Here is a 25639-nt window from a genome sequence, read left to right as displayed (position 1 = left end):
TCGCGCATCTGCTGGTACTCGCGGTCGGTCAGCGTCATCGCCGGCGCGACGGTGACCGAGTCGCCGGTGTGCACGCCGACCGTGTCGACGGTCTCGAGGGAGCAGACGACGACCGTGTTGTCGGCCGCGTCGCGCCTCAGCTCGAGCTCGTACTCCTTCCAGCCGAGGATGCTCTCCTCGAGCAGCACCTCGGCGGTGGGGCTGGACTGCAGGCCGTCGCCGACGAAGCGCAGCAGCTCCTCGGGCGTGTAGGCGAAGCCGGAGCCGAGGCCGCCCATGGTGAACGAGGGGCGCACGACGAGGGGGTAGCCGAGGTCCTCCGCGAAGCCGAGCGCCTCGTCCACGGTGTGCGCGATGTGCGAGCGGGCGACGTCGCCGCCGCAGGCGAGCACGAGCTCCTTGAACAGCTGGCGGTCCTCGCCCTTGCGGATGGCCTCGACCTTGGCGCCGATCAGCTCGACCCCGTACTTCTCGAGGATTCCGAGCTCGTGCAGGGCGATCGCGGCGTTCAGCGCCGTCTGCCCGCCGAGGGTGGGGAGGATCGCGTCGGGCCGCTCCTTCGCGATGATCGTCTCGATCACCGCGGGCGTGATGGGCTCCACATAGGTCGCGTCGGCGAAGTCCGGATCGGTCATGATCGTGGCCGGGTTGGAGTTGACCAGGATGACGCGCACGCCCTCCTCGCGGAGCACCCGGCAGGCCTGGGTGCCCGAGTAGTCGAACTCGACGGCCTGCCCGATCACGATCGGGCCGGAGCCGATGACGAGCACGCTCCGGATGTCTTCGCGCTTCGGCATCAGATGCCCCTCTCGTCGTCGGGCTGGGTCCGTGCCGACTCGGCGCCGGAGCGCGGCGACCGGTCGTCCTGGGGAATGCGCGGGGCGGACTCCGCCTCGATCGCCTCCGCGCGGGACCGGCCGGCCGCGAGCACCATGTCGCGGAAGCGGTCGAAGAGGTAGGCGGAGTCGTGCGGCCCCGCCGCCGCCTCCGGGTGGTACTGCACCGAGAAGGCGGGGATGTCGAGGCAGGCGATGCCCTCGACCACCTGGTCGTTGAGGCCGATGTGGCTGACCTCGGCCCGCCCGAAGCCGGCAGGGGTCTCGACCGGGCCGTCGAGCGGCGCGTCGACCGCGAAGCCGTGGTTGTGCGCGGTGATCTCGACGCGACCGGTCCGGCGGTCCAGCACGGGCTGGTTGATGCCCCGGTGCCCGAAGGGCAGCTTGTAGGTCTCGAAGCCGAGCGCCCGCCCGAGCAGCTGGTTGCCGAAGCAGATCCCGAAGAACGGGGTGCCGCGGCGCAGCACCTGCCGGAGCAGGTCGACGTGGTCCGCGGAGGCGCCGGGATCGCCGGGGCCGTTGGAGTAGAAGACGGCGCTCGGGTCGAGCGCGAACAGCTCCTCGGCGGTGACCGACTCGGGCACCACGTGCACCTCGAAGCCGCGCTCGGCGAGGGCGCGGATGGTGGCCGCCTTGATGCCGAGGTCGACGATCGCCACGGAGCCGATGCGCTCGCCCTCGGCCGGCACCGAGTACATGACCGCAGTGGAGACCGCGGAGGACAGGTGCGACCCGGTCATCTCGGGGCTCCGCCGCACCAGGCCGAGCTGCTCCTCCTCGCCGAGCTCCGCGTCGGCTCCGGAGAAGATGCCGGCCCGCATCGCTCCCCGGTCACGGAGGTGCCGGGTGACGGCGCGGGTGTCGATGCCGCTGATCCCGACGATGTCCTGCGCCTCGAGGTCGTCGTCGAGGCTGCCGGTCGCCCGGTGGTTGGAGACCACCCGGGACGGGTCGCGGACGATGTAGCCGGCCACCCAGATCCGGGCGGACTCGGGATCCACCCGGTTGACGCCGGTGTTGCCGATGTGCGGCGCCGTCTGCAGGACGATCTGGCCGGCGTAGGACGGGTCGGTCAGCGTCTCCTGGTAGCCGGTCATCCCGGTGGCGAACACCGCCTCGCCGAAGGTGCGGCCTCGAGCCCCGTACGCGGAGCCCCGGAAGCGGCGGCCGTCCTCGAGCACGAGGACCGCCTTCTCGCGGATAGGCACGTCAGTTCTCTCTTTCGGTGGGGTCGGTTGTCGACGCTACCGAACGGCGCGCGATGCGCTGAATCGCGTCGACGAGCGCGGTGCCGTCGGTGGACGACGACGGCCGCAGGTAGGTGTCGAGGGGCGTGTCGCCGAGCGTCCAGGCGACCGCGACGAGCCCGTCGCGCTCGACGACGCGATCGATGGCGTAGGTGGCGCGGCCGGCCCCGTTGAGGTCGGCGGCGGGCAGGAACACGGCGTCCTGGCCGGCGAGCGCGAGCGCCAGGCCCCCGGGCAGCACCTGCACGGTGGCCTTCGCCCGCATGCCGAGCCCGCGCACGGCCACCCGCTCGAGCGGGTCGTCCCGCAGGGTCGTCGCGACGTAGAGGGCCTCGATGGTGAGGCTGGGCTCCCCCGGCTCGGCCGGCAGCGGCGCGACCGGCGGCAGATGCGCCTGGCGGCGCCTGCGCGCGCGCCAGCCGGCCGCCATGCCCGCGAAGGCGACCAGGACGAGGGCGGCGATGAGGAGGGTCGGGATGAGCTGGTCAGGCACGGGAGGCCACCTCGTCCGCGTCGAGCACGGCGCCGGCCAGCACGGTCGGCGCGCCGCGGTGGAAGGTCGCGACCACCCGGCCGGGGAGGCTCCGCCCGAGGTAGGGCGAGTTGCGGCTGGCGCCCGCAAGGCGGCCGAGGCCGAAGTCCTCACGAGCGGACGGGTCGTAGAGGACGAGCTCGGGGGCAGCCCCCACGCCGATCGGCTCGCCATGGCCGCGGATGTCGCCGATCCGGGCGGGCGCGCGGGACATCACCCTCTCCACGCCGGCCCAGTCGAGCAGTCCCGTCTCGACCATCGCCTGGTGCACGACGGACAGCGCGGACTCGAGGCCCACCATCCCGTTGGCGGCCGCGCCCCACTCGCAGGTCTTGCTGTCGTCGGGATGCGGCGCGTGGTCGGTCGCGACCGCGTCGATGGTGCCGTCGGCGAGCCCTGCCCGCACCGCGGCGACGTCCTCGTCGGCGCGCAGCGGCGGGTTCACCTTGAAGCGCGCGTCGTAGCCCTGCGCGAGGCGATCGGTGAGCAGCAGGTGGTGCGGGGTGACCTCGGCGGTGACGGCGATGCCGCGGCCCTTGGCCCAGCGGATCAGCTCGACCGAGCCGGCGGTGGACAGGTGGCACACGTGCAGCCGCGCGCCGGTGTGCTGGGCGAGCAGCACGTCGCGCGCGATGATCGCCTCCTCCGCCACCGCGGGCCAGCCGGCGAGCCCCAGCTCGGCGCTCGTCGGCCCCTCGTTGAGCTGCGCGCCGATCGTGAGCCTCGGCTCCTGGGCGTGCTGGGCGAGCACACCGCCGAACCCGCGGATGTACTCCAGCGCCCGGCGCATGATCAGCGGATCGGCGACGCACACGCCGTCGTCGCTGAACATCCGGACGCGGGCACGGGACCGGGCCATCGAGCCGATGTCGGCGAGGCTCTCGCCCGCGAGGCCGCGGGTGACCGCGCCGATCGGCCGGACCGTCGCGTAGCCGGCCGCCTCGCCGAGCGCCTGCACCTGCTCCACGACGCTGGCGGTGTCGGCGACCGGGTCGGTGTTCGCCATGGCGCTCACCGCGGTGTAGCCGCCTGCGGCCGCGGCCCGGGTGCCGGAGAGCACGGTCTCCGCGCCCTCCCCGCCGGGCTGGCGCAGGTGGGTGTGCAGGTCGACGAGGCCGGGCAGGGCGAGCAGTCCGTCCGCGTCGATGCGGGTGGCACCGGCCCGCGACAGTCCGCTCCCGACCTCCGCGATCACGCCGCCGTCGAGGAGGAGGTCGGTGGCGGTGCCGTCGGCGAGCCGGGCGCCGACGAGGACGTATGCGGTCATTGCGCTCCTCCGGTCAGGGTCAGGTAGAGGGCAGCCATGCGGGTGGCCACGCCGTTCGCGACCTGCTCGCGCACGGTCGAGCGAGGCGAGTCCGCGGCTCCCGAGGCGATCTCGAACCCGCGGTTCATCGGGCCGGGATGCATGACCACCGCATGCTCGGGCAGGACCATGAATCGGGCGGCGGTGAGCCCCCAGTTGCTGGAGTACTCGCGCGAGCTGGGGAAGAACGCGTCGGCCATCCGCTCGGTCTGCACCCGCAGCATCATCACGGCGTCGAAGGCGGTGTCGGCGAGGGCGGCGTCGAGGTCGTGGCCCACGGTCACCGGCCAGTCGCCGATGCCGAACGGCACGAGGGTGGGCGGGCCGACGAGGGAGACCTGGGCGCCCAGGGTGCTGAGCAGCCAGACGTTCGAGCGGGCGACGCGCGAGTGCAGGATGTCGCCGACGATCAGCACGCGGACCCCGTCGAGGTCGCGTCCCCGGCTGCCGTCTCCGTGGATCCGCCGACGCAGCGTGAAGGTGTCGAGGAGGGCCTGGGTGGGGTGCTCGTGCGTGCCGTCGCCGGCGTTCACGACGCTCGCCGCGATCCAGCCGCTGCCGGCGAGCACGGCCGGGGCCCCCGAGGCGGGGTGCCGCAGCACGATGCCGTCCGCGCCGATCGCCTCGAGGGTCTGGGCGGTGTCCTGCAGGGACTCGCCCTTGGAGACGCTCGAGCCCTTGGCGGCGAAGTTGATCACATCCGCGGAGAGCCGCTTGGCGGCCGCCTCGAACGAGATGCGGGTGCGGGTGGAGTCCTCGAAGAAGAGGTTGACCACGGTCTTGCCGCGCAGCGTCGGCAGCTTCTTCACCTCGCGCTGCTGGGTGGCGGCCATGTCCTCGGCCACGTCGAGGATCTGGAGCGCGGTCGCCCGATCCAGGTCCCGGGTGGAGAGCAGGTGCTTCATTCGGCTCCGTCCCCGATCGTCACGGCGTCGCTGCCGTCGGTGCCGGTGAGGAGCACGTTCACGCGCTCGCTCGCCGCCGAAGGCAGGTTCTTGCCCACGAAGTCCGGGCGGATCGGCAGTTCGCGGTGCCCGCGGTCGACGAGCACGGCGAGGCGCACGGCGGCCGGTCTGCCATGGTCGGCGAGAGCGTCGAGGGCCGCCCGGATGGTTCTGCCCGAGTAGAGCACGTCGTCGACGAGCACGACCGTGCGACCGTCGACGCCCTCCGACGGCAGGCGGGTGGGGGCCGGGCTGCGGACCGGATTGCGCCCGAGGTCGTCGCGGTACATCGTCACGTCGAGCGACCCGACGGGGCAGCTCCAGCCCGGCATCCCGGCGAACTCGGTGAGGAGGGCGCCCAGCCGCTCGGCGAGCTCCACGCCGCGGGTGGGGATGCCGAGGAGCACCAGTCCGGCACTGCCCCGATTGGCCTCGAGGATCTCGTGCGCGACACGGGTCAGAGCCCGCGTGATGTCAGCCTGCTGAAGCACGGTGCGTACAGCCACTTGACCTCCTTCCCCGCCTCTCCGGACGGCCTTAAAGGATGTCGATCGCCGACGAGCCTACACGCGTGCGCGGGCCTCCCCGGCCCGGCTGCGTGGTCCCGTGGTCGCGGCTAGCGGATGCCGATGATCGCGTACTGGATGTTGTGGTCGGAGCCCTGGTAGTTGGCGTCGAAGGTCCCGTCCGCGGTCAGGTGCAGCTGATTCGCGTAGGACTTCGCGCCCGGGGATCCCTTCACCATGATGTAGTCGATCCGCGAGGACACGTACTTGTGCCTGTACGGCCGCGTGGGGAAGCCGGAGACGCCCGACGTCTGGTTGGAGGAGTTCTCGGTGCTGTACCGGGATCCGGACCGGCGCGCCGTCGCCGCGGCGTCGTAGTAGCCGTCTGCCACGAACACCGTGCTGGGCGCATTCCGGGTGCGGGCGAAGGAGCTGTTGAGGTCGGCCAGAAGCACGATGGTCGAATCCCCCGCCAGCCGGTCGAGATAGTCGGACAGCGCCGTCGCCTCCGCCGTCCGGAGGGCGTCCTTGGAGGCTCCCGCCCCGGTGAGGAAGTGCGCCGACGCGGCGTAGAAGGTTCGTCCGGACGACGTCATGCGCAGGTGGGCCCAGGCGATGTAGCGGTCCGCCTCTCCCGCCGGCCAGATCGAGGCCAGGCCGAGATCGGTCCTCGGCGAGATGTACCCGCTGTCGAGCACGTCGAGGACGGTCGGGTCGTAGAAGAGGTGGGAGCTCACGGTCCCCGGGTAATCGGCGCTGGCCTTCGCGTAGAGGTTGGCGGTGGTGTTCGCGATCGCGTACCCGCCGTAGGCCGGCGAGGCGAGCAGCGCCGCCATGTCCTCCCACTGGCGGGGCGAGGATCCCGGAACTCCTGTCCACCCGGTCGCCAGCTCCTCGAGGCCGACGAGATCGGCGCCGGAGGCCGCGATGTTCGTGGCGACCGTCTTCCTCCTGTCGCGCCAGGTGTGGCCGGCCACCTTCGCCGAGGCGTTCACGCTGAGCACGTTGTACTCGGCGACCTTGAGAGCGCTGGTGTCCGCGGCCGGAGCCCTGAGCCCGGCCAGCGCGAACATCCCTGCGGGGGTCAGCCGGTAGCTGTCCTGCAGCGAGAAGGTGCGGGACAGCGCCGGCTTCGACGCACGGGAGTTGGTCTGCGCGACCTTGACGTAGATGGGGTTGCCGGAGCCGGTGCCGAGCACGTCACGCCATTTGGCGGGCACGGTGAGCAGGATCGACCGGGTGGTGGCGGGATACCAGCCCGAGTCGAAGTGGTAGCTCTCGGTGGTGCTGTCGGCCCCGGCGATGATCCCGACCCTGGTCGCGCGGCCGCCGCCGGCCCAGCTCACCTTGATGGCGTGGTCGCCGGCCGAGGTGACCCGAACCTCCCCGATCTCGACGGGGTAGCCGTCGTCCGGCACGGCCGTCTTCACCACGCTCCTCACCGACGTGGCGCTGTCCCGCGCGATCACCCGCACGTAGTACTTCGCGCCGTTGATCAGGGACGGAAAGACCGCGCTGAGGCGGGTGGCGGTCGAGATCGTGGTGGGCGAGCTGAATGAGCTGCTCCTGCTCAGCTGTGCGGTATAGCCCAGCGCGCCGGTCACCTTCTTCCAGCCGACGGTGACAGTGCGGTCGCCGTAGACCACTTTGATCACGGGGGTGCTGAGGGCGGCGGCCGCGGCCTCTGCCGAGCCCACCACACCCGCCGGCAGGAGGGCGCCGCTCGTCGCAGTTCCGGTGAAGGCGAGAACCATCGCCACCACGACAGCATGCACGGAACGAATCGTCCTCATCGGTCCCCCCGACCGTCGTTGGGGCGCTGATCCCCGCCCACGACGCTATCCGGAGGGCCGCCCGACTGCGCCCCCCAGACCTGGTGTCCACCGAAGTGCGGACACGCCGGGGGACGGACGTGCCGCTCCGCGCTGCGCGGACGGACCTCGCCGAGAACACCCTCAGTGCGGACATCCCCGCGCTGCGGGGCGGTCCCGGCGCGCTCCAGACGACCGGCTGCCCGGCGCCGTCCTCGACGCCTGTCAGCGGGTCGCCCGCTCAGTTCGAGGCGCCTGCCCGTCCGATCGCGGCGAGCACGCCGTGCACGAAGCCGGACGACTCGTCGGTGCTCAGCTCCTTCGCGCTCTCCACCGCCTCGTCGATCGCGACGGCGGCGGGGATGTCGTCGTTGAAGAGGAGCTCCCAGGTGCCGATGCGGAGGATCGCGCGGTCGACGGCGGGCATGCGCGCCAGGGTCCAGCCCTCGGCATGGGTCGTGATGAGGTCGTCGATCTCGGCCCGGTGATCGCTGACGCCGTCGACGATGTCGCGCGCGTAGAGCCAGCTCGCCTGCCGGTCGGGCTCCCCCGCGGCGCGCGCCGCCTCGGCGGTGAGCAGGTCGGCGACCGGCACCTGGCGGACGTCCGCCGCATAGAGCAGGTCCAGCGCCCGCTTGCGGGCCTTCGAGCGAGCGCTCACGTCAGTCGTTCACCCGGCCGAGGTACTCACCCGTGCGGGTGTCGACCTTGATCTTCTGGCCCACGCCGACGAACAGCGGGACCTGGATCTGGTAGCCGGTCTCGATGTTCGCGGGCTTGGTGCCGGCGTTGGAGCGGTCGCCCTGCAGGCCGGGCTCCGTGTAGGTGATCTCCATCACGACGCTGGTCGGGAGCTCGACGTAGAGCGGGTTGCCGTTGTTGAGGGCGATGGTCGCCGACTGGTTCTCGAGGAGGAAGTTCGCCGCGTCGCCGACCACGGCGCCCGGCACGGTGATCTGCTCGTAGTCGGCGGTGTCCATGAAGACGAAGTCGTCGCCGTCCCGGTAGAGGTACTGGTAGTCGCGGCGGTCGACGTTCTCGACGTCGATCTTCGCCCCGGCGTTGTAGGTCCTGTCGACGACCTTGCCGGTCACCACGTTCTTGAGCTTGGTGCGCACGAAGGCGCCGCCCTTGCCGGGCTTGACGTGCTGGAACTCGACGACGTTCCAGAGCTGGCCGTCGATGTTGAGGACGACGCCGTTGCGGATGTCAGCGGTAGAGGCCATGGCAGGTCCCTTTCCCTTTCTGCAGGGGCGCCCGGAACTGCCGGAACGCCCCCAGAAGTGTAATGCCTGTGCGGTCAGCGGACCGCGGTGACGAGGAGCGCCTGCATCCGGGCCACGATCGGGCCGGCGCCGAAGGCGTCCTGCACGGCCGCCGTGGCGTGAGCCGTGGCCGACTCGAGGTCGCCTCCCCGAGCCTCGATCTGCATCCGCAGCGGGGTCCCCTGGCAGATCCCGATCGCCGCCTGGCTCGCCGACTCCGCCCGGCACGGCAGCTCGACGGTCTCGATTCCGACAGCGGAGAACCCGGCCTCCTCGAGCTGCGCCCGGATGAGGTCCGGGTTGGCGTAGCCGAAGGGGAACGTGGTGATGAAGTCCGGCGGGTCATCCGGAAACTCCCGGGCCATCGACTCGTCGACGATGCGGGTGAGGTCGTTGTGCTCGAGCGAGTCCCAGATCGTGACGAGGTGCCGGCCGCCCGGGCGGAGCACGCGCAGGGCCTCCGCGTAGCCGGCGCTCTTGTCCGGATAGAACATGACCCCGAAGCTGCAGACGACGGCATCGAAGGCGGCGTCGTCGAAGGGCAGCGCGAGCGCGTCGGCCTGGCTCCAGCGGACCCGCTCCATGCCGTCCTTCGCCGAGGCGACGGCGATCATGGCGTCGTTGAGGTCCGTCGCGGCGATCTGGACCGCCGCGGGCAGGGCTGAGGCGAGCGCGGCGGTGACGATGCCCGTTCCCGCCGCGGTCTCGAGGACGGCGCCGTCGGTGAGGTCGCCGAGGCGGCGGGCCAGCTCCGTCGCGTACGGCGCGAAGAGCAGCGGGCCGAGGTGACGCTCGTAGAGGGCGGGGATGCTGCCGGCGAAAGCCGACTCGGGGGACGCCATCGTCCCCTCCTTCCGATCAGGATCCGGGAGTGACGCGGCGCAGGACCGCGGAGAGCGCGAGCCGGTAGGAGTCGAAGCCGAGGCCGGCGATGACGCCGGTTGCGACGCCCGTGATGACGCTGGTGTGCCGGAACTCCTCGCGGGAGTGCGGATTGGAGAGGTGCACCTCGATGAGCGGCAGTCCCGCCTCGGTGACGATCGCGACGGCGTCCCGCAGCGCGTAGGAGTAGTGGGTGAACGCGGCGGGGTTGAGGATCACCGGCATGCCCTCGTCGACGGCCTCGTGCAGCCAGCCGATGAGGGTGCCCTCGTCGTCGGTCTGTCGCACGTCGACGCTGGACCCGTCGGGGACGGACCCGCTCAGCTGCTCGCGCAGATCCTCGAGGGTCTCGCTGCCGTAGATCTCGGGCGAGCGGGTGCCGAGGCGTCCCAGGTTGGGTCCGTTGAGCACGAGCACGCGAGTCACGCGCACGACCCTATCGACTCCCTGCGCTCTCGGACGGCGCGTTCGGGACCGGATTGCGACGCGGAGCCCGCAATCCGGGCCGGAGCCCGCGGTCTCATGAGGCGATCTCCTGGTAGGCGGCGAAGAGCAGGGCGTCGTCCGGGCCCTGCAGCACGGTCGGCCTCGCGATGTCGTCGAGCACGATGAAGCGGAGCATCGCGCCGCGCGCCTTCTTGTCCCGCCGCATCGTGGCGAGGAGGCTCCGCCAGCGACCGAGGGGGTACTCCAGCGGCAGGCCCAGCGAGCCGAGCACCTGGCGATGCCGGTCGACTGCCGCGTCGCTGAGCCGCCCTGCGAGGCGGGCGAGCTCCGCGGCGTAGACCATGCCGACGGCCACCGCAGCCCCGTGCCGCCACTGGTAGCGCTCGGCGTGCTCGATCGCGTGCCCGAGCGTGTGGCCGTAGTTGAGGATCTCGCGGCGTCCCGACTCGGTGAAGTCTTCGGAGACGACCTCGGCCTTCAGCCGGATCGACAGCTCCACGACGCGACGGAACTCCTCGGAGCGCGGGTCGGTCACCCGGTCCACGTCCGCCTCGATCAGCTCCAGGATCTCCGGCACGCCGATGAACCCGCACTTGGCGATCTCCGCGAAGCCGGCGAGCAGCTCGTTGCGCGGCAGGTCCGCGAGGTGGTCGAGGTCGGCGAGCACGGCGCGGGGCGCGGAGAACGCACCGACGAGGTTCTTGCCCTCCGCGGTGTTGATGCCCGTCTTGCCGCCGACGGCGGCGTCCACCATGCCGAGCACAGTGGTCGGCAGCTGCACGAGGGCGACCCCGCGAAGCCAGGTGGCGGCGACGAAGCCCGCCAGGTCGGTCGTCGATCCGCCGCCGAAGCCGACCACCGCGTCGGATCGCGTGAAGTCGGCCTGCCCCAGCACCTGCCAGCAGAACGCGGCGACCTCGACCCGCTTGGCGGACTCCCCGTCGGGGATCTCCGCGAGGAGCACCTCGTACCGGTCGCTGAGCGCGGCGCGCAGCGCCTCGGCGCGGGCGCCGAGGGTGGGCGGGTGCACGACGAGCACCTTGCGCACGGCGGAGCCGAGGGCCTCGGCGATGGAGCCGGTGAGTCCCCGGCCGATCAGCACCTGGTAGCCGTCGGCGCCGCCGACCGGGATGCGGGTGACGTCGGTCATCGGAGTCCCTCCTCGGTGAGCCAGGCGACGACATCATCGGCGACGTCCCGCATGGGCCGGTCGGACGAGTCGAAGGTGCGATCGGCGAGCGCCTCGTAGATCGGCCGGCGCTGCTCGAGGAGCGCCTTCCAGGCCGCGACACCGCCCGAAGCGAGCAGGGGACGCTTCTCGCCCTCGATGCGGCTCGCGACGGCCGACTCGTTCATGGTGAGGAGGGCGACGCGGCGGTCGTGCAGCTCGGCCTGTGTGCGCGGGTCGAGGATCGCGCCGCCGCCCAGCGAGACGATGCCGCCGGTGGTGAGCGCGGCGGCCACCTGCTCGCGCTCGATCGCCCGGAAGTGCGGCTCGCCGTGCTCGGCGAAGATGTCCGCGATCGGGCCGTGCAGCGCCACGATCCGCTTGTCGGTGTCGACGAACTCCACGCCGAGGGCCCGCGCGACGCGTTTGCCCACCTTGGTCTTGCCCGCGCCGGGTGGCCCGATGATCACGAGCAGAGGTCCGGCGCCCGCAGCCTCATTCACCGGTCGCCGACGCCGTCCGGAGCGTTGCGGGGATCGCGGCGAGGTACGCCTCGAGGTTCCGCCGGGTCTCGGCGAGCGAGTCGCCGCCGAATTTCTCCAGCACCGAGTTCGCGAGCACGAGCGCCACCATGGCCTCGGCAACCACCCCGGCGGCGGGCACCGCGCACACGTCCGAGCGCTGGTGATGCGCTGCGGCGGTCTCGCCGGTGGCCACGTCCACGGTGCGGAGGGCACGGGGAACTGTGGAGATCGGCTTCATCGCGGCTCGCACCCGGAGCACGGTGCCGGTCGACATGCCGCCCTCGGTGCCGCCCGCCTTGTCGGTGAGGCGCTCGATGCCATCCGCGCCGGCCACGAGCTCGTCGTGGGCGTCGGATCCCCGCCTCGCGGCCGTGACGAATCCGTCACCCACCTCGACGCCCTTGATCGCCTGGATGCCCATCAGGGCCGCGGCGAGCTGGGCGTCGAGCCTGCGGTCCCAGTGCACGTAGGAGCCGAGGCCCGGTGGCAGCCCGTAGGCGAGCACCTCCACGACGCCGCCGAGGGTGTCGCCGTCGCGCTTCGCGGCGTCGACCTCCTGCACCATGCGGGCGGACGTGTCCGGGTCGGCGCAGCGCAGCGGGTCCTCGTCGATCCGGGCGAGGTCGGCGGGCCTGGGCAGCGCCGCGCCGTCGGGGACCCGCACCGGACCGATGGAGAGGGTGTGGCTGAACAGCTGCACGCCGAGCTCGGCGAGGAACGATCGGGCGACCGCGCCGAGGGCGACTCGGGCGGCGGTCTCGCGGGCGCTCGCGCGCTCGAGCACGGGCCGCGCCTCGTCGAAGCCGTACTTCTGCATCCCGACCAGGTCGGCGTGCCCCGGTCGTGGCCGGGTGAGCGCGGCACCCCGGCCGCGCGACCGGTCGCTCAGCTCGACGGGCTCCGGGTTCATCACCTCGACCCACTTGGGCCACTCGGTGTTGCCGATCCGCACCGCGACGGGGCCGCCGATGCTGCTGCCGTGCACGACGCCGCCGGAGATGGCGAGCTCGTCCTGCTCGAACTTCTGCCGGGAGCCTCGCCCATAGCCGAGCTTGCGCCGCCCGAGGTCGATGCGGATCTTCTCGAGCGAGACGGGCACCCCGGCGGGGAAGCCCTCGAGGATCGCGACGAGCTCCGGCCCGTGCGACTCCCCGGCGGTGAGCCAACGAAGCATGTTCAGAATCCTCCCACAGCGGCCTTCATGGCCCGGAGCACGCCCGCCTCGCCCGGCAGGGGCACCCCAGGATCGCCCCTCGCGAAGATCCGGACCTGCAGCAGCGCCTGGTGCACGAGCATCTCGAGGCCGCTCACCGTCGGGCCGGCACCGACACGTGCCCAGTGCCGGGCGAGGGTGCTCGGCCACGGGTCGTAGGCGGCGTCGAGCAGGGCGGTGCCGGGCGCGACCTCGGGCAGCGGAGGCGTCGCATCGCCGGGGAGCGTGCTGGCGACCAGGTCCACGTCGACCGGCAGCTCGCCGCCGAGGCTCAGCAGGGCCACGCCGAGCCCCAGGCGGGCACCGAGGCGAGGCAGCGCCGCGGCCCGCTCCGGCGATCGGACGGCCACGACCGCCTCCGTGGCGCCGAGCCGGGCGACCGCGGTGAGGACCGACGCGGCGGTCGCTCCCCCGCCGAGGATGAGAACGCGGTGCGGGGCGGGCACTCCCCGCTCCGCGAAGGCGGCCTCGATTCCGCCGACGTCGGTGTTGAAGCCGCGGATCGTGCCGTCCAGCAGCACGGTGTTGGCGGCCCCGGTGATCTCCACGAGCTCGTCCGCCTCGTCGAGCAGCGGCAGCACCTCGCGCTTGAGCGGCATGGTGAGGGAGAGGCCGCGCCACTCCGTTCCCAGCCCGCCGAGGAAGCCGGCGAGCTCGCCCGAGCGCACCTCCCGGCGGCCGTAGTCCCAGTCGAGCCCCAACTGCCGGTAGGCGGCCGAGTGCAGCAGCGGAGACCGGGAATGCGCGATCGGCGAACCCAGCACGGCGAGCGACCGTCGCGGGACGGCCTCGCCCGGGTCGCTCACTGGTATTCGGGGTGGTCGGCCATCCAGGCCAGCCACTTCTGCACTGCGGCATCGTGCTCATCGATGGTCTCGGAGAACACCGTCTGCCCGGTCTCGAGGTCCACCGTGACGAAGAAGAGCCAGGGGCCGTCGGCGGGGTGCAGCGCGGCGTCGATGGCGAGGTCTCCCGGGTTGGAGATCGGCCCGACGGGCAGCCCCGGATGCACGTAGGTGTTGTACGGGTTCGACTCGTCCTGCCGCTCGGCGTCGGTCGTGCTCACCCGGTGGGTGTTGCCGGTCCCGTAGGCGACGGTCGCATCCGACTGGAGCAGCATGTCCTGGTCGAGGCGGTTGAGGAACACGCGTGACACCTTGTAGTAGTCGTCGCGGAGCCCCGCCTCCTTCTGCACGAGGGAGGCGAGCGTGACCACCCGGTACCGGTCCCCCGGCGCCACCCCCGCATCGTCGAGCGAGGAGACCATGCGGTCGACGAGGGTCTGCAGCGCGTCGTGGGCCGTGATGCCCGGGTCGAACTGGTAGGTCGCGGGGAAGAGGAAGCCCTCCAGGGTCGTCGACTCCTTGGGGAGGCCGAACGACGCAGGATCCTTCGCCGCCGCCTGGAGGTCGTCGAGCGGCACGTCGGTGGCGTCGGCGACCAGCTGCAGTGCCGTCGCGACCGTCTCCCCCTCGGGGATGACCACCTGGTTCTCGAGCCGGCTGGCCGGATCGAGCAGCGCGTCGAGTGCCGACCGCGCGCTCATCTTCTTGTGCAGCGAGTAGGCACCGGGCTGGAAGACCGGGGTGGGGTCGGCGGAGAGAAGCAGGTCGTAGAACGCGTCGAAGGTCTTGGTGACGCCGGCGGACACGAGGTTCTTCGCGACGTCCTCGCCGATGTCGCCGTCGTGGATCACGAGCACCGCGTCGCCGCTGCCGGAGCCCCGGTAGTCCTTCTCCGCCGGGCCGGCGAGCACGTCCGCGAGTCGGGTCGGCCAGTCGGGCACGAGGAGGAACGCGGCGGCCGCTCCGCCGCCGCCGATCACGAGCAGCAGGACGAGCGGGGCGACCAGCCAGGGCACCCAGCGGTGACGCTTGCGCGGCGGGGCGACGGCGGGGAAGCCGAAGCTGCTCTCGTCGACGGGCCGCTTGGAGCGGCGCGCGCGGACCTGGCCCGCTGCGTGTGCGGCTTCGCGGGCGCGGGCCTCTCGCCTGCTGGTGGGAGGGGCGTCCGCGGCCGGAGCAGCGTCCGGGTCCTCGGCCAGGAGGTCCGCCCAGGACGGCGCCGTGCTCCCGGCGGTGTCCCTGCGGGAGCCGCGGGAGGGAGGGGGCTGGGACACGGGGGCCTTCAGGTCGGATCGACGATCACGCCGGGCTCTCGCCCCGCACGCTCGGAGTCGAGAGCATGTTGAAGGAGTATAACGGCGGCCACTTGGTCGATCACGGACCTCGACGACCGGGCGTTTCGGCCGCTCCGGTGCAGCGCCGACTGCGCGCTGACCGTGCTCAGCCGCTCGTCGATCATCCGCACGGGGACCGGCGATGCGTCGGCGAGAGCCTGCGCGACGAGCCGTGCGTCGGCGGTCGAGGGGGTGTCGGCGCCGGAGAGCGAGAGGGGCAGCCCGACCACGATCTCCAGGGCGTTCCGGTCCGCCGCCTCGGCCACGATGCGCTCGATGAGAGTCCGCAGCTCGTCCTGCCGGGCGAGGGTCTCGACCGGAGATGCGAGGAATCCGGACGGGTCGCTCGCGGCCAGGCCGACGCGCACCTTGCCAACGTCGACGCCCAGCCGCACCCCGGTGCGCACGGTCAGCTCGCGAGCTGCGCGGCGATCGCCTCGAGCGCCGCGGGGATCGCCGAGACGTCGGCCCCGCCGCCCTGAGCCATGTCGTCGCGTCCGCCACCACCACCGCCCAGCACCTGCGCGGCCGTCTTCGCGAGCGCGCCGGCCTTCACGCCGCTCTCGCGGGCGGCCGCCGTCGTGGCGACGAGCACGGCCGGCTTCCCTGCGACGTCGGCCGCGAGGGCGACGACGGCCGCCTGTGCGGACAGCCGCTCGCGGACCGCGGTGGCGAGGCTCCGGAGTTCGTCGCTCGAGCGCAGCGCGCCCACCGACTCGAGGACCGCGGTGACGCGGCCAACGGGACGGGCGGTTCCGGCGAGGGTCGGCACCCGCGAGGCCAGCGCCTGCTGCTCGAACTCCGCGATGCGCCGTTCGGCGGACTTCAGGTTGGCGAGGAGGTCGCTGATCCGGTTCGGCAGCTGGTCCTTTGGCGTCTTGAGCTCGGCGGTGAGCTGGGCGACGATGGCCCGCTCGGTCGCGAACTCGCGGAAGGCGTCGGGTCCGACGAGAGACTCCACCCGCCGGTTGGCCGAGCCGATGGAGCTCTCGCTGACGAGGTTGATCAGGCCGATCTCCGCGCTGGAGCCCACGTGGGTGCCGCCGCACAGCTCGCGCGACCACGGCCCGCCGATGTCGACCATCCGCACCGTGTCGCCGTACTTCTCGCCGAACAGGGCCATGGCGCCGAGCGCCTTCGCCTCAGCGAGGGGAAGCACGCGGGTGACCACCTCGTAGTCCCGGGAGATGGCGTCGTTGGCGATGCCCTCGATCTCAGCGCGGGTCTCCGGCGACAGAGCCCGGTTCCAGCTGAAGTCGAGCCGCAGATACCCGGCCTTGTTGTATGAGCCGGATTGGTGCGCCTCGGGACCGAGCACCTGGCGGAGAGCTGCGTGCACGAGGTGCGTCGCCGAGTGCGCCTGGGTCGCCCCCCTGCGCCACACCGGGTCGACGACGGTCGTCGCGGCGTCGCCCACCGCGACCTCGCCCGACTTCACGAGCACCCGATGGGAGATGAGTCCCTTGATCGGGCGCTGCACGTCGAGGACCTCGAGCTCGAAGCCGACGCCGAGGACGCTGCCCGCGTCGGCCTCCTGGCCTCCGGACTCGGGGTAGAGGGTCGTCTCGCTGAGGACGACCTCGACGGTCTGCCCGGCCGACGCGGAGTCGACCGATGCCCCGTCTGCGAGGATGCCGAGCACCCGGCTCTCGGCCTGGAGCGAGTCGTACCCGCGAAACAGGGTCTCTCCGGCGGCCCGGAAGGGGATGTAGGCGGAGAGGTCCGCGATGGCGCGCTTCTTCGCCTTGGCGTCCGCCTTGGCCCGCCCGCGCTGCTCCGCCATCAGCCGGTCGAAGGCGCCCCGGTCGACGGACAGGCCGGCCTCCTCCGCCATCTCCAGGGTGAGGTCGATGGGGAAGCCGTAGGTGTCGTGCAGCTGGAACGCGGTGTTGCCGGGCAGCTGCGCGCTGCCCTTCGCCTTGGTGTCGGCGACGGCGACGTCGAGGATCGTGATGCCGCCCGCGAGGGTGCGGAGGAACGTCTCCTCCTCGGCGTAGGCGAGACGGCCGATCCGGTCGAACTCGGCGCCCACCTCGGGGTATGCCGTCTTCATCGCATCCCTCGACTGCGGGAACAGCTCGGGGAAGGTGGGCTCCTCCACGCCCAGCAGGCGCATCGATCGCACGGTGCGGCGCATCAGGCGGCGGAGGATGTAGCCGCGCCCCTCGTTGGCCGGCGCGACACCGTCCCCCATCAGCATGAGCGCGCTGCGCACGTGGTCGGCGACGACGCGCATCCGCACGTCGTCCTCGTGGTCGGCCCCGTAGCGGCGTCCGGAGAGCTCGGCGGCGCGGTCGAGGACCGGCCGGACCTGGTCGATCTCGTACAGGTTGTCGACGCCCTGGGTGAGGAACGCGACGCGCTCGAGGCCCATCCCGGTGTCGATGTTGCGGCGCGGCAGATCGCCACCGATGTCGAAGTCCGTCTTGCCGCGCACGTCGGTCAGCAGATACTGCATGAAGACGAGGTTCCAGATCTCGATGAACCTGTTCTCGTCGGCCACGGGGCCGCCGTCCGCGCCATAGGCCGGCCCGCGGTCGAAGTAGATCTCCGAGCAGGGGCCGCCGGGGCCGGGCTGTCCGGTGTGCCAGAAGTTGTCGGCCTTGCCGCGACGCTGGATCCGGCTCTCGGGCACGCCGAGGGCCCGCCAGAGTGCGAAGGCCTCGTCGTCGTCCAGGTAGACAGTGACCCAGAGGTCCTTCTCGTCGAAGCCGAGCCCGCCGGCGGACTGCGGCGAGGTGAGCAGCTCCCAGGCGAAGCCGATCGCCCCCTCCTTGAAGTAGTCGCCGAAGGAGAAGTTGCCGTTCATCTGGAAGAACGTGCCGTGCCGGGTGGTCTTGCCGACCTCCTCGATGTCGAGGGTGCGGATGCACTTCTGCACGCTCGTCGCACGGGGGTACGGCGCCGGAACGAGTCCGGTGAGGTAGGGGATGAACGGGACCATGCCGGCCACCGTGAAGAGGAGGGTGGGATCGTCGCTGACGAGCGAGGCGGACGGCACAATGGTGTGTCCGCGCTCGCCGAAGAACTCGAGCCAGCGCCGGCGGATTTCGGCAGTCTGCATGGGACCTTGTCGGATTCGTGTCGCCGACGGCGACGGAGGATTAGGAGCGGTCGTTGACCACGTCTTCGGACTTCGCGATCGCGGAGCGGAGCTCCGCCTCGCGAGCGCGGTAGCTCTCTGCCACCACCCGGCCGAATTCGCGTGCCCGGCCGTCGAGGTCGGAGAAGAGTGCCGCGCCCGGGCGCGTCCTGTTCGCTCCATGGGCGACCGCGAAGCCGAGCACCACGCCCACGACGAGCAGCAGGACGTTCTTCATGGGCGATCCCCTTCGGCGGACGGCGCGAGGCCGGGAGTTGTCAGCTTACTTCGTGTGCTTCACGGCACTCGCCGCACGCTCGGCGCCCCGGAGTCCGGCGATGCCGGCCCGCACGGCGGCGCTGAAGCCGGCCAGCTTGATGAGCGGCCCGCCGACGGATGCGGCGAAGAGAGCGACGAGCGCCGAGACGTTGCCGGTGGTCTCCGCGACGCTGCCGGTGATGGCGTCAACGCGGGCGAGCTGCTTGTTCGCCTCACGGATCGTGGTGGTGGTCTCGGCGAGGATCGGGGTGATCCCCTCGGTCGCCTCGCGGATCGACGCGGTGGTCTGGTCGAGCACCTTGCCGAGCTTCACGAGCGGAATCGCGAGCAGCGCGACCAGGATCGCGAACACTCCGGCCGCGATGAGTCCGGCGATGTCGCCACCCGTCATGGACATTCCTTCCCGAGAATGCGAGGAGCGGACCACCCTGACGGGTGATCCGCTCCCCAACTTTAGTGCGAGGCGTCAGCGCGCTGCGTAGTACTCGACCACGAGCTGGACTTCGGCCGTGACAGGGACCTCGGCGCGCTTCGGGCGGCGGATGAGGCGCGCCTGGAGCTTGTCGATCTCCACGTCGAGGTAGACGGGCACCTTGGGCAGCACGTCGACGTGTCCGCCTGCGGCCGCGACCTGGAAGATCTCGGTCGACTCGCTGCGGGGCTTCACGTGGATGAGCTGACCCGGCTTGACCCGGAAGGAGGGCCGGTCGACGAGCTGGCCGTCCACCATGATGTGCCGGTGCACGATCATCTGGCGGGCCTGCGCCGTGGTCCGGGCGAAGCCCGAGCGCAGCACAAGAGCGTCGAGGCGGAGTTCGAGCAGCTCGACCAGGTTCTCACCGGTGAGGCCGGCGGTGCGGCGGGCCTCGTTGAAGACGATGCGCAGCTGCGCCTCGCGGATGCCGTACTGAGCCCTCAGGCGCTGCTTCTCGCGCAGGCGGACGGCATAGTCGGAGTCCGTCTTGCGCTTGGTGCGGCCGTGCTCACCGGGAGCGTACGGGCGCTTCTCGAGGTAGCGCGCCGCCTTGGGGGTGAGCGCGATGCCGAGGGCCCGCGAGAGGCGGGTCTTGCTGCGGGTGCGTGACTTGGTGGACACGAAAGCCTTTCGGAGGATTCCGGCACGAGAATGCCGGCACAGATGGGAGACGATCCGGACGCCGTCGAGGTGCCGGACCTGCGTGGGAAAGAGAGGCGTGCCGCGGAACCGGCCGGCTACAGGCGACGGTTCCTTCTTCCGGTTCGTCGCGCAGCCGCTCGCTTCGATCCGGGTCTAAGGCCTCGAACACTTTAGCATCCGCGCGGCCCTGCTGCTACGTCCCCGGCTCACCCCGGATGATCCGTCGCAGCCGCTCCAGGCGGGCCGTCACATCGCGCTCGAAGCCGTTGCCGGTCGGCTCGTAGTAGACCGCGTCCTTCAGCTCGTCGGGCGGGTACTGCTGGGGCGCGACACCGTGCTCGTAGTCGTGGGCGTAGCGGTACCCCTTGCCGTGCCCCAGCTTGCGGGCCCCGGGATAGTGCGCGTCGCGGAGGTGCTTGGGCACCCGGCCGATCTTGCCGGCGCGCACGTCGGCGATGGCGCGATCGATGGCGAGGTAGGAGGCGTTCGACTTGGGCGCGGTCGCGAGATAGACGACCGCCTCGGCGAGCGGGATGCGCCCCTCCGGCATGCCGAGGAACTGCACCGCGTCGGCCGCCGCCACGGCGATCACGAGCGCCTGCGGATCGGCCATGCCGATGTCCTCGGCCGCGGACACGAGGATGCGCCGGGCGATGAAGCGGGGGTCCTCGCCTGCCTCGATCATGCGCGCCAGGTAGTGGATGGCGGCGTCGGCGTCGGAGCCGCGAACGGACTTGATGAAGGCGCTGATCACGTCGTAGTGCTCGTCGCCCTGCCGGTCGTAGCGCAGCAGGGCGCGATCCACCGCTCGAGCCACGAGGTCGGCCGTGATGATGGGGAGGGCCCCGGCGGCCGGCTCGTTCCCCTCGGCGGACTCGTCCGCCCCGGCGCCCTCCTCATCGTCACCGTCGTCGTCCTCGTCGTCCTCGTCGTCCTCGGCTGCGCGCCCGGGGCGCCGCTCGGCGGCGCCCTCGGCGGCCTCGGCGGCCTCGTTCCGAACCGATGCTGCCGAGACCGCCGAGGCCTCCAGCGCCGTCAGCGCCCGGCGGGCATCGCCCGAGGCGAGGCGGATCAGGGCGGCCCTCGCGTCGGGCTCCAGCACCACGCGGCCGTCCAGGCCGCGAGGGTCGCTGACCGCGCGGTCGACGAGGATCCCGAGGTCCTCGTCGGAGAGGGTCTCCAGGGTCAGCAGGAGGGAGCGTGACATCAGCGGCGAGATCACCGAGAAGGACGGGTTCTCGGTGGTGGCGGCGACGAGGATGACCCAGCCGTTCTCCACCCCCGGCAGCAGAGCGTCCTGCTGGGCCTTGGTGAAGCGGTGGATCTCGTCGAGGAACAGCACGGTGGAGACCCCGTACAGGTCCCGCTGGGACCTCGCCTCCTCCATCACCTGCCGCACGTCCTTGACGCCCGCGGACACCGCGGAGAGCTCCACGAATCGCCGCCCCGAGGAGTGCGCGATGGCCTGGGCGAGCGTGGTCTTGCCGGTGCCCGGCGGCCCCCAGAGGATCACCGAGGAGCCGCCCCGCTCCCCCGTCCGGTCGCTCGCCAGGGCGACGAGCGGCGATCCGCGCCCGAGCAGGTGGCGCTGACCCGCGACCTCGTCGAGGCTACGAGGGCGCATGCGCACCGCGAGGGGCGTGGAGCCCGTGCGCAGGCCGGGCTGGCTGTTCACGCGGTCAATGCTAGGCGGCACCGCCGACGGCGCCTCCCGGATCCGCCGACGGTGCCGCCCTATGCTGGACCGGCACAGCGGAGCGGAAGGACCGGGGGCAGTGGCAGCGAGCAGGCGGGGAACCCCCGAGGAGCGTGAGCAGCGGCAGCGTCTGCGGGAGTATCACGCGCGCCAGACGGTGCACCGCGAGCAGGGCGCCCGGCGCCGGCGCGACAACGTCGTCGCCGCGGTCGCAGGCCTCGTCGTGGTCGCCCTCGCCACGGTGGCGCAGGTCCTCTACTTCACCGCGGGTCCGGGCACGCCCGTCCCCGCGCCGACGCCGAGCGCCTCCGCCACCCCAGCAGCCAGCCCGAGCCCGGCCACGACCCCGTCCCCCACGCCGTCCGCCACCGGGTGACGCGACGCGGCGGGCGCCTCGTCACAGTCCGGTAACTCACCCTGAGCGTCCGAAGCGAGTGCAATAGGCTGATCAGGCCGCCTTCGGCGTGCCATCAACGCCTCAGTCTTCCGAAGGATCCCGCGTGACCGCCACAGATTCCGCCTCCTGGGGGCGCGTCGACGAGGACGGCAGCGTCTACGTTCGCCACGGCGAGACCGAGCGCCTCGTCGGCCAGTATCCCGACGCGACGCCCGAGGAGGCGCTCGCCTACTACGAGCGCAAGTTCCTCGACCTCGCCGGACAGGTGGGGCTGCTCGAGCAGCGCTCGCGCCGGGGCGCGCCGGCCGCCGACATCGCCAAGGCGGTCCGCAAGCTCGATGGCACGGTCCGCGAGGCCAATGCGGTCGGCGACCTCCAGTCGCTCCTCGACCGGCTCGCCGTGCTGAGCGGCAGCGTCGCGGAGCTCACCCAGAAGCAGTCCGCCGAGAACAAGGCCGAGGTGGACAAGGCCGTCGCGGAGCGCGAGGAGCTGGTGGCCGAGGCCGAGAAGATCGCGGCAGGCGACCCTGCCAGCACGCAGTGGAAGCAGGCGACGACGCGTCTCGACGAGCTCTTCGCCCGGTGGCAGACGCAGCAGCAGGAGGGTCCGCGGGTGCCCAAGGGCGTCGCCGACGACCTGTGGAAGCGCTTCCGCACGGCGCGCAGCACGGTGGAGCACCACCGCCGCGCGTTCTTCGCCGAGCAGGACGCCGCCCAGCGCGATGTCCGCCGCCGCAAGCAGGAGCTGGTCGACCGGGCAGAGGCGCTCGCGCCGCAGGGCGTGTCGGGCATCCCCGCCTACCGCACGCTCCTCGACGAGTGGAAGGCGGCAGGCCGCGCCGGCAAGCGCCAGGACGACGCGCTCTGGGCCCGCTTCAAGGCGGCGGGCGACGCGCTCTACGCGGCGAAGGCCGAGGTGGACGCGCGCGAGAACGAGGAGTTCAGCGCCAACCTGCTCGCCAAGCGCGCGCTCCTCGACGAAGCTGAGCCGCTGCTTCGCGAGAAGGACGTGAAGGTGGCCCGCGACCGGCTCGCCGACATCCAGCGCCGCTGGGACGCGCTCGGCAAGGTGCCGCGCGACGACGTCAAGCCGCTGAGCGAGCGCCTGCGCCGCATCGAGACCGCCGTCAAGTCCCTCGAGGACGAGCACTGGCGCCGCAACAACCCCGAGACCAAGGCGCGCTCCGAGGGCCTCGCCGCTCAGCTGCACTCCGCGATCGAGAAGCTCGAGTCGGAGCTGGCCGAGGCGAAGGCGGCGGGCGACGCGAGGAAGATCAAGGACGCGGAGGACGCGCTGGCCGCGCGCCGCATCTGGCTGGACGCGCTGAACAGCTGACCCTCCCGCGGCCGTCCAGGCCAGGGGTTCTGCACAGGCGCCCCGGCCGCCGGTCGGCGCCCGGCCAGCGGGGCCATCCTGTCCCGGTGCGCCTTCCCGATGTCCTCAGTTCCGCTCACTTTCCCTCGACCGAGCTCGCCGCGCTCCGCCTTGCTGGCGAGCTGTACGCCGTCGGGCCCGCCTGGGTGCCGGTCGACCTGCCCGAGACCGATGCCGCCAGGGCGGCGTCGCTGGCCGCGGTGCTCGATCCGCGCCTGATCGCCGACCGGCGGAGCGCCGCGTGGGTGCTGGGCGGGTCGGACGCCGCGCCCAGCACGCCGCAGACCTGTGTGCCGGTCACGGCGCGGGCCGCCGCACGCGACCCGGTCCTCGATGTGCGTGAGGTGCGGCTGCAGGACGGCGACACCCGCGTGCTCGCCGGCCTGCGCCTCACAACGGCGCTGCGGACCGCACTGGACCTGCTGCGCGGCGCCGGCTACGACGCCGCGACCGCCGCCATCGTCGGAAGGCTCCTGCAGCGCCGAGACTGCCCGATCGCGGGCCTGGAGGCGCTGCTCGGCGAGCGGCGCTTCGCCGGACACGCGGCGCGATCCCGAGCGAGGCTGTGCGAGCTCAGCCCGCGCTGACCCGGTACACGTCGTAGACCGCATCGATGCGCCGCACGGCGTTGAGCACGCGATCGAGGTGGGTGGTGTCGCCCATCTCGAAGACGAACCGGCTGATGGCGAGCCGGTCGCTCGAGGTGGACACCGTTGCGGACAGGATGTTCACGTGATGCTCACTGAGCACCCGGGTCACGTCGGAGAGCAGGCCGGACCGGTCGAGGGCCTCCACCTGGATCTGCACCAGGAACACGCTCTTCGACGACGGCGCCCACTCCACCTCAACCAGCCGCTCGGGCTGGGTGTTGAGCTCCTGCACGTTGGTGCAGTCGGTGCGATGCACCGACACACCGGAGCCGCGGGTGATGAAGCCCATGATGTCGTCGCCGGGAACCGGCGTGCAGCACTTCGCGAGCTTGACGAGGATGTCGGGCGCGCCGCGCACCTGGACCCCCGAGTCGCTGCCGCGCCGGCGGGACGAGCGGCCGCTCGGAAAGGAGACCTCCTCCTCCTCGTCGGTCTCCTGCGCGCCCTGCACGTGCGCGAGCACCTTCTCGATCACGGACTGGCTGGACACGTGGCCCTCGCCGAGAGCCGCGTACAGCGACGCGACGTCGTCGTAGCGCATCTGCGCCGCGACCTCGACGAGCACGTCCTGGTTCATCAGCCGCTGCAGGGGCAGGTTCTGCTTGCGCATGGCGCGGCCGATCGCGTCCTTGCCCTGCTCGATGGCCTCTTCGCGGCGCTCCTTGGTGAACCACTGCCGGATCTTGTTGCGTGCCCGGGGGCTCTTGACGAAGGCGAGCCAGTCCTGGCTGGGGCCCGAGTCGGGATTCTTCGAGGTGAAGACCTCGACCACGTCGCCGCTCGTCAACTCGCTCTCGAGGGGGACCAGCCGCCCGTTGACCTTCGCGCCCATGGTCCGGTGGCCCACGTCGGTGTGCACCGCGTAGGCGAAGTCCACCGGCGTTGCGCCCGCGGGGAGCCCGATCACCTTCCCCTTCGGGGTGAAGACGTAGACCTCCTTCGCGCCGATCTCGAAGCGCAGGGAGTCGAGGAACTCGGCGGGATCGGCGGTCTCCGCCTGCCAGTCGGAGATGTGCGCGAGCCACGCCATGTCGGTGTCGGCGGCCGAGGTCTTGAGGCCGCCCCGCTGGCCGTTGACCCGCTCCTTGTACTTCCAGTGCGCTGCGACGCCGAACTCCGCGCGCTGGTGCATCTCGAACGTGCGGATCTGGATCTCGATCGGGCGGCCGTTCGGGCCGATGACCGAGGTGTGCAGCGACTGGTAGAGATTGAACTTGGGTGTGGCGATGTAGTCCTTGAACCGTCCGGGCACCGGCGTCCAGCGGGCGTGGATCGCGCCGAGGACGGCGTAGCAGTCGCGGAGGGAGTCGACGAGCACGCGGATGCCGACGAGGTCGTAGATCTCGTCGAATTCGCGGCCCCGCACCACCATCTTCTGGTAGATCGAGTAGTACTGCTTGGGCCGTCCCGCGACGGTGCCCTTGATCTTCGCCGCCCGCAGGTCCTCGACCACCGAGTCGATGACCTCCTGCACGAACCCCTCGCGCTGCGGGGTGCGCTGGCGCACCAGGCTCTCGATCTCGGCGTAGAGCTTGGGGTAGAGCACGGCGAACGAGAGGTCCTCGAGCTCCAGCTTGATGGCCTGGATGCCGAGCCGGTGAGCGAGGGGCGCGTAGATCTCCAGCGTCTCCCGCGCCTTGCGCGAGGCGCGCTCGGCGGAGACGAAGCCCCAGGTGCGCGCGTTGTGCAGGCGGTCGGCGAGCTTGATGACGAGGACGCGCACGTCCTTCGACATGGCGACGACCATCTTGCGCACGGTCTCGGCCTGCGCGCTGTCGCCGTACTTGAGCTTGTCGAGCTTGGTGACCCCGTCGACGAGCATGGCGACCTCGTCGCCGAACTCGGCCCGCATCTGGTCCAGGGTGTAGCCGGTGTCCTCGACGGTGTCGTGCAGCAGGGCGGCGATGATCGTCTTCGGCCCCATGCCGAGGTCCGCGAGGATCTGCGCCACCGCGAGCGGATGGGTGATGTATGGCTCGCCGCTGTCCCGCTTCTGCCCCGCGTGCGCCTTCTCGGCCGCGGCATAGCCGCGCTCGATGGCGGCGATGTCCGCCTTGGGGTGATGCGTCCTGACGGTGCGGAGCAGCATCTCCAGCGCGCCGGTCGGCTGCGCCCGGGAGAAGATGCGGGGCACCAGGCGGCGCAGCGAGGTGGACGTCGTGGTCTCCGTCATGCGCCTCCCT

General features: G+C 71.8%; 25 protein-coding genes and 1 pseudogene. 3 read left to right on the top strand and 23 right to left on the bottom strand.

Translation table 11 applies throughout. The features are described from left to right. From carB to JWR33_RS13275, 22 genes and pseudogenes are all read right to left on the bottom strand, one after another. Positions 1-797, bottom strand: a pseudogene (carB, locus tag JWR33_RS13380) (carbamoyl phosphate synthase large subunit); the annotation flags it as partial. Beyond that, positions 797-2044, bottom strand: a complete 1248-nt coding sequence (carA, locus tag JWR33_RS13375) for a glutamine-hydrolyzing carbamoyl-phosphate synthase small subunit (protein WP_297412413.1) — start codon at positions 2042-2044, stop codon at positions 797-799. The pseudogene carB and the gene carA, both read right to left, overlap by 1 nt. Position 2045: 1 nt before the next feature. Further along, positions 2046-2576, bottom strand: a complete 531-nt coding sequence (locus JWR33_RS13370) for a hypothetical protein (RefSeq protein ID WP_297412412.1) — start codon at positions 2574-2576, stop codon at positions 2046-2048. Beyond that, on the bottom strand, positions 2569-3882 hold the full coding sequence (locus JWR33_RS13365; RefSeq protein ID WP_297412411.1) for a dihydroorotase: 1314 nt from the start codon (positions 3880-3882) through the stop codon (positions 2569-2571). The genes JWR33_RS13370 and JWR33_RS13365 overlap by 8 nt, the downstream gene beginning before the upstream one ends. Continuing rightward, entirely contained in the window at positions 3879-4826 is a 948-nt protein-coding gene (locus JWR33_RS13360; RefSeq protein ID WP_297412410.1) for an aspartate carbamoyltransferase catalytic subunit, read from the bottom strand. The genes JWR33_RS13365 and JWR33_RS13360 overlap by 4 nt, the downstream gene beginning before the upstream one ends. Continuing rightward, positions 4823-5371, bottom strand: a complete 549-nt coding sequence (gene pyrR, locus JWR33_RS13355; RefSeq protein ID WP_297412409.1) for a bifunctional pyr operon transcriptional regulator/uracil phosphoribosyltransferase PyrR — start codon at positions 5369-5371, stop codon at positions 4823-4825. The genes JWR33_RS13360 and pyrR overlap by 4 nt, the downstream gene beginning before the upstream one ends. Positions 5372-5481: 110 nt before the next feature. Beyond that, positions 5482-7164, bottom strand: coding sequence for a hypothetical protein (locus tag JWR33_RS13350; RefSeq protein WP_297412408.1), 1683 nt, complete (start codon positions 7162-7164; stop codon positions 5482-5484). 259 nt (positions 7165-7423) lie between these two features. Continuing rightward, on the bottom strand, positions 7424-7843 hold the full coding sequence (nusB, locus tag JWR33_RS13345; RefSeq protein ID WP_297412407.1) for a transcription antitermination factor NusB: 420 nt from the start codon (positions 7841-7843) through the stop codon (positions 7424-7426). Position 7844: 1 nt separating this feature from the next. Continuing rightward, positions 7845-8408: an elongation factor P gene (efp, locus tag JWR33_RS13340; RefSeq protein WP_297412406.1), complete on the bottom strand. Its 564-nt coding sequence runs from the start codon at positions 8406-8408 to the stop codon at positions 7845-7847. A gap of 74 nt (positions 8409-8482) precedes the next feature. Continuing rightward, positions 8483-9289: a methyltransferase domain-containing protein gene (locus JWR33_RS13335; RefSeq protein ID WP_297412405.1), complete on the bottom strand. Its 807-nt coding sequence runs from the start codon at positions 9287-9289 to the stop codon at positions 8483-8485. Positions 9290-9305: 16 nt separating this feature from the next. After that, the gene (locus JWR33_RS13330; RefSeq protein WP_297412404.1) at positions 9306-9755 is read right to left on the bottom strand and encodes a type II 3-dehydroquinate dehydratase; all 450 of its coding nucleotides are present in this window, start codon (positions 9753-9755) and stop codon (positions 9306-9308) included. 94 nt (positions 9756-9849) lie between these two features. Further along, positions 9850-10926 carry a 3-dehydroquinate synthase gene (gene aroB, locus JWR33_RS13325; RefSeq protein WP_297412403.1) on the bottom strand — a complete coding sequence of 359 codons (1077 nt, stop codon included), beginning with the start codon at positions 10924-10926 and terminating at the stop codon, positions 9850-9852. Further along, the gene (locus JWR33_RS13320) at positions 10923-11447 is read right to left on the bottom strand and encodes a shikimate kinase (RefSeq protein WP_297412402.1); all 525 of its coding nucleotides are present in this window, start codon (positions 11445-11447) and stop codon (positions 10923-10925) included. The genes aroB and JWR33_RS13320 overlap by 4 nt, the downstream gene beginning before the upstream one ends. Then, positions 11440-12642, bottom strand: coding sequence for a chorismate synthase (gene aroC / locus JWR33_RS13315; protein ID WP_297412401.1), 1203 nt, complete (start codon positions 12640-12642; stop codon positions 11440-11442). Before aroC ends, JWR33_RS13320 begins: the two co-directional genes overlap by 8 nt. A gap of 2 nt (positions 12643-12644) precedes the next feature. Next, positions 12645-13487 (bottom strand): shikimate dehydrogenase, encoded by an 843-nt coding sequence (locus JWR33_RS13310; RefSeq protein ID WP_297412400.1) that lies wholly within the window; start codon positions 13485-13487, stop codon positions 12645-12647. After that, entirely contained in the window at positions 13484-14800 is a 1317-nt protein-coding gene (mltG, locus tag JWR33_RS13305) for an endolytic transglycosylase MltG (protein WP_297412399.1), read from the bottom strand. The genes JWR33_RS13310 and mltG overlap by 4 nt, the downstream gene beginning before the upstream one ends. Positions 14801-14808: 8 nt before the next feature. Then, on the bottom strand, positions 14809-15267 hold the full coding sequence (ruvX, locus tag JWR33_RS13300) for a Holliday junction resolvase RuvX (protein ID WP_297412398.1): 459 nt from the start codon (positions 15265-15267) through the stop codon (positions 14809-14811). A gap of 2 nt (positions 15268-15269) precedes the next feature. Continuing rightward, a complete protein-coding gene (gene alaS / locus JWR33_RS13295; RefSeq protein WP_297412397.1) occupies positions 15270-17924 on the bottom strand; it encodes an alanine--tRNA ligase in 2655 nt (884 codons plus the stop codon). 40 nt (positions 17925-17964) lie between these two features. Beyond that, positions 17965-18180 (bottom strand): hypothetical protein, encoded by a 216-nt coding sequence (locus tag JWR33_RS13290; RefSeq protein ID WP_297412396.1) that lies wholly within the window; start codon positions 18178-18180, stop codon positions 17965-17967. Between the two features lie 45 nt (positions 18181-18225). Next, entirely contained in the window at positions 18226-18612 is a 387-nt protein-coding gene (locus JWR33_RS13285; RefSeq protein WP_297412395.1) for a DUF948 domain-containing protein, read from the bottom strand. Positions 18613-18687: 75 nt separating this feature from the next. Next, positions 18688-19317 carry a 30S ribosomal protein S4 gene (rpsD, locus tag JWR33_RS13280; RefSeq protein ID WP_297412394.1) on the bottom strand — a complete coding sequence of 210 codons (630 nt, stop codon included), beginning with the start codon at positions 19315-19317 and terminating at the stop codon, positions 18688-18690. Between the two features lie 214 nt (positions 19318-19531). Beyond that, complete coding sequence (locus tag JWR33_RS13275) at positions 19532-20962, bottom strand: replication-associated recombination protein A (RefSeq protein ID WP_297412415.1); 1431 nt, start codon at positions 20960-20962, stop codon at positions 19532-19534. 151 nt (positions 20963-21113) lie between these two features. On the opposite strand from JWR33_RS13275, the gene JWR33_RS13270 reads away from it, so the two are divergent. The 3 genes from JWR33_RS13270 to JWR33_RS13260 all read left to right on the top strand — a co-directional run bounded on the left by JWR33_RS13270 (position 21114) and on the right by JWR33_RS13260 (position 23393). Then, positions 21114-21410 carry a dioxygenase gene (locus JWR33_RS13270; RefSeq protein ID WP_297412393.1) on the top strand — a complete coding sequence of 99 codons (297 nt, stop codon included), beginning with the start codon at positions 21114-21116 and terminating at the stop codon, positions 21408-21410. Positions 21411-21534: 124 nt separating this feature from the next. Further along, positions 21535-22767 carry a DUF349 domain-containing protein gene (locus tag JWR33_RS13265; protein ID WP_297412392.1) on the top strand — a complete coding sequence of 411 codons (1233 nt, stop codon included), beginning with the start codon at positions 21535-21537 and terminating at the stop codon, positions 22765-22767. Positions 22768-22853: 86 nt separating this feature from the next. After that, a complete protein-coding gene (locus JWR33_RS13260) occupies positions 22854-23393 on the top strand; it encodes a hypothetical protein (protein ID WP_297412391.1) in 540 nt (179 codons plus the stop codon). Here the strand turns inward: JWR33_RS13260 and JWR33_RS13255 are convergent. After that, complete coding sequence (locus JWR33_RS13255) at positions 23380-25629, bottom strand: bifunctional (p)ppGpp synthetase/guanosine-3',5'-bis(diphosphate) 3'-pyrophosphohydrolase (RefSeq protein ID WP_297412390.1); 2250 nt, start codon at positions 25627-25629, stop codon at positions 23380-23382. The two genes, JWR33_RS13260 and JWR33_RS13255, sit on opposite strands and share 14 nt — an antisense overlap. Between the last annotated feature and the right edge of the window lie 10 nt (positions 25630-25639).

The organism is Naasia sp. (assembly GCF_025465545.1).
Taxonomy (GTDB): domain Bacteria; phylum Actinomycetota; class Actinomycetes; order Actinomycetales; family Microbacteriaceae; genus Naasia.
Note: the sequence above shows the minus strand (reverse complement) of the source record. Positions and strands in the feature narration are given on the sequence as shown.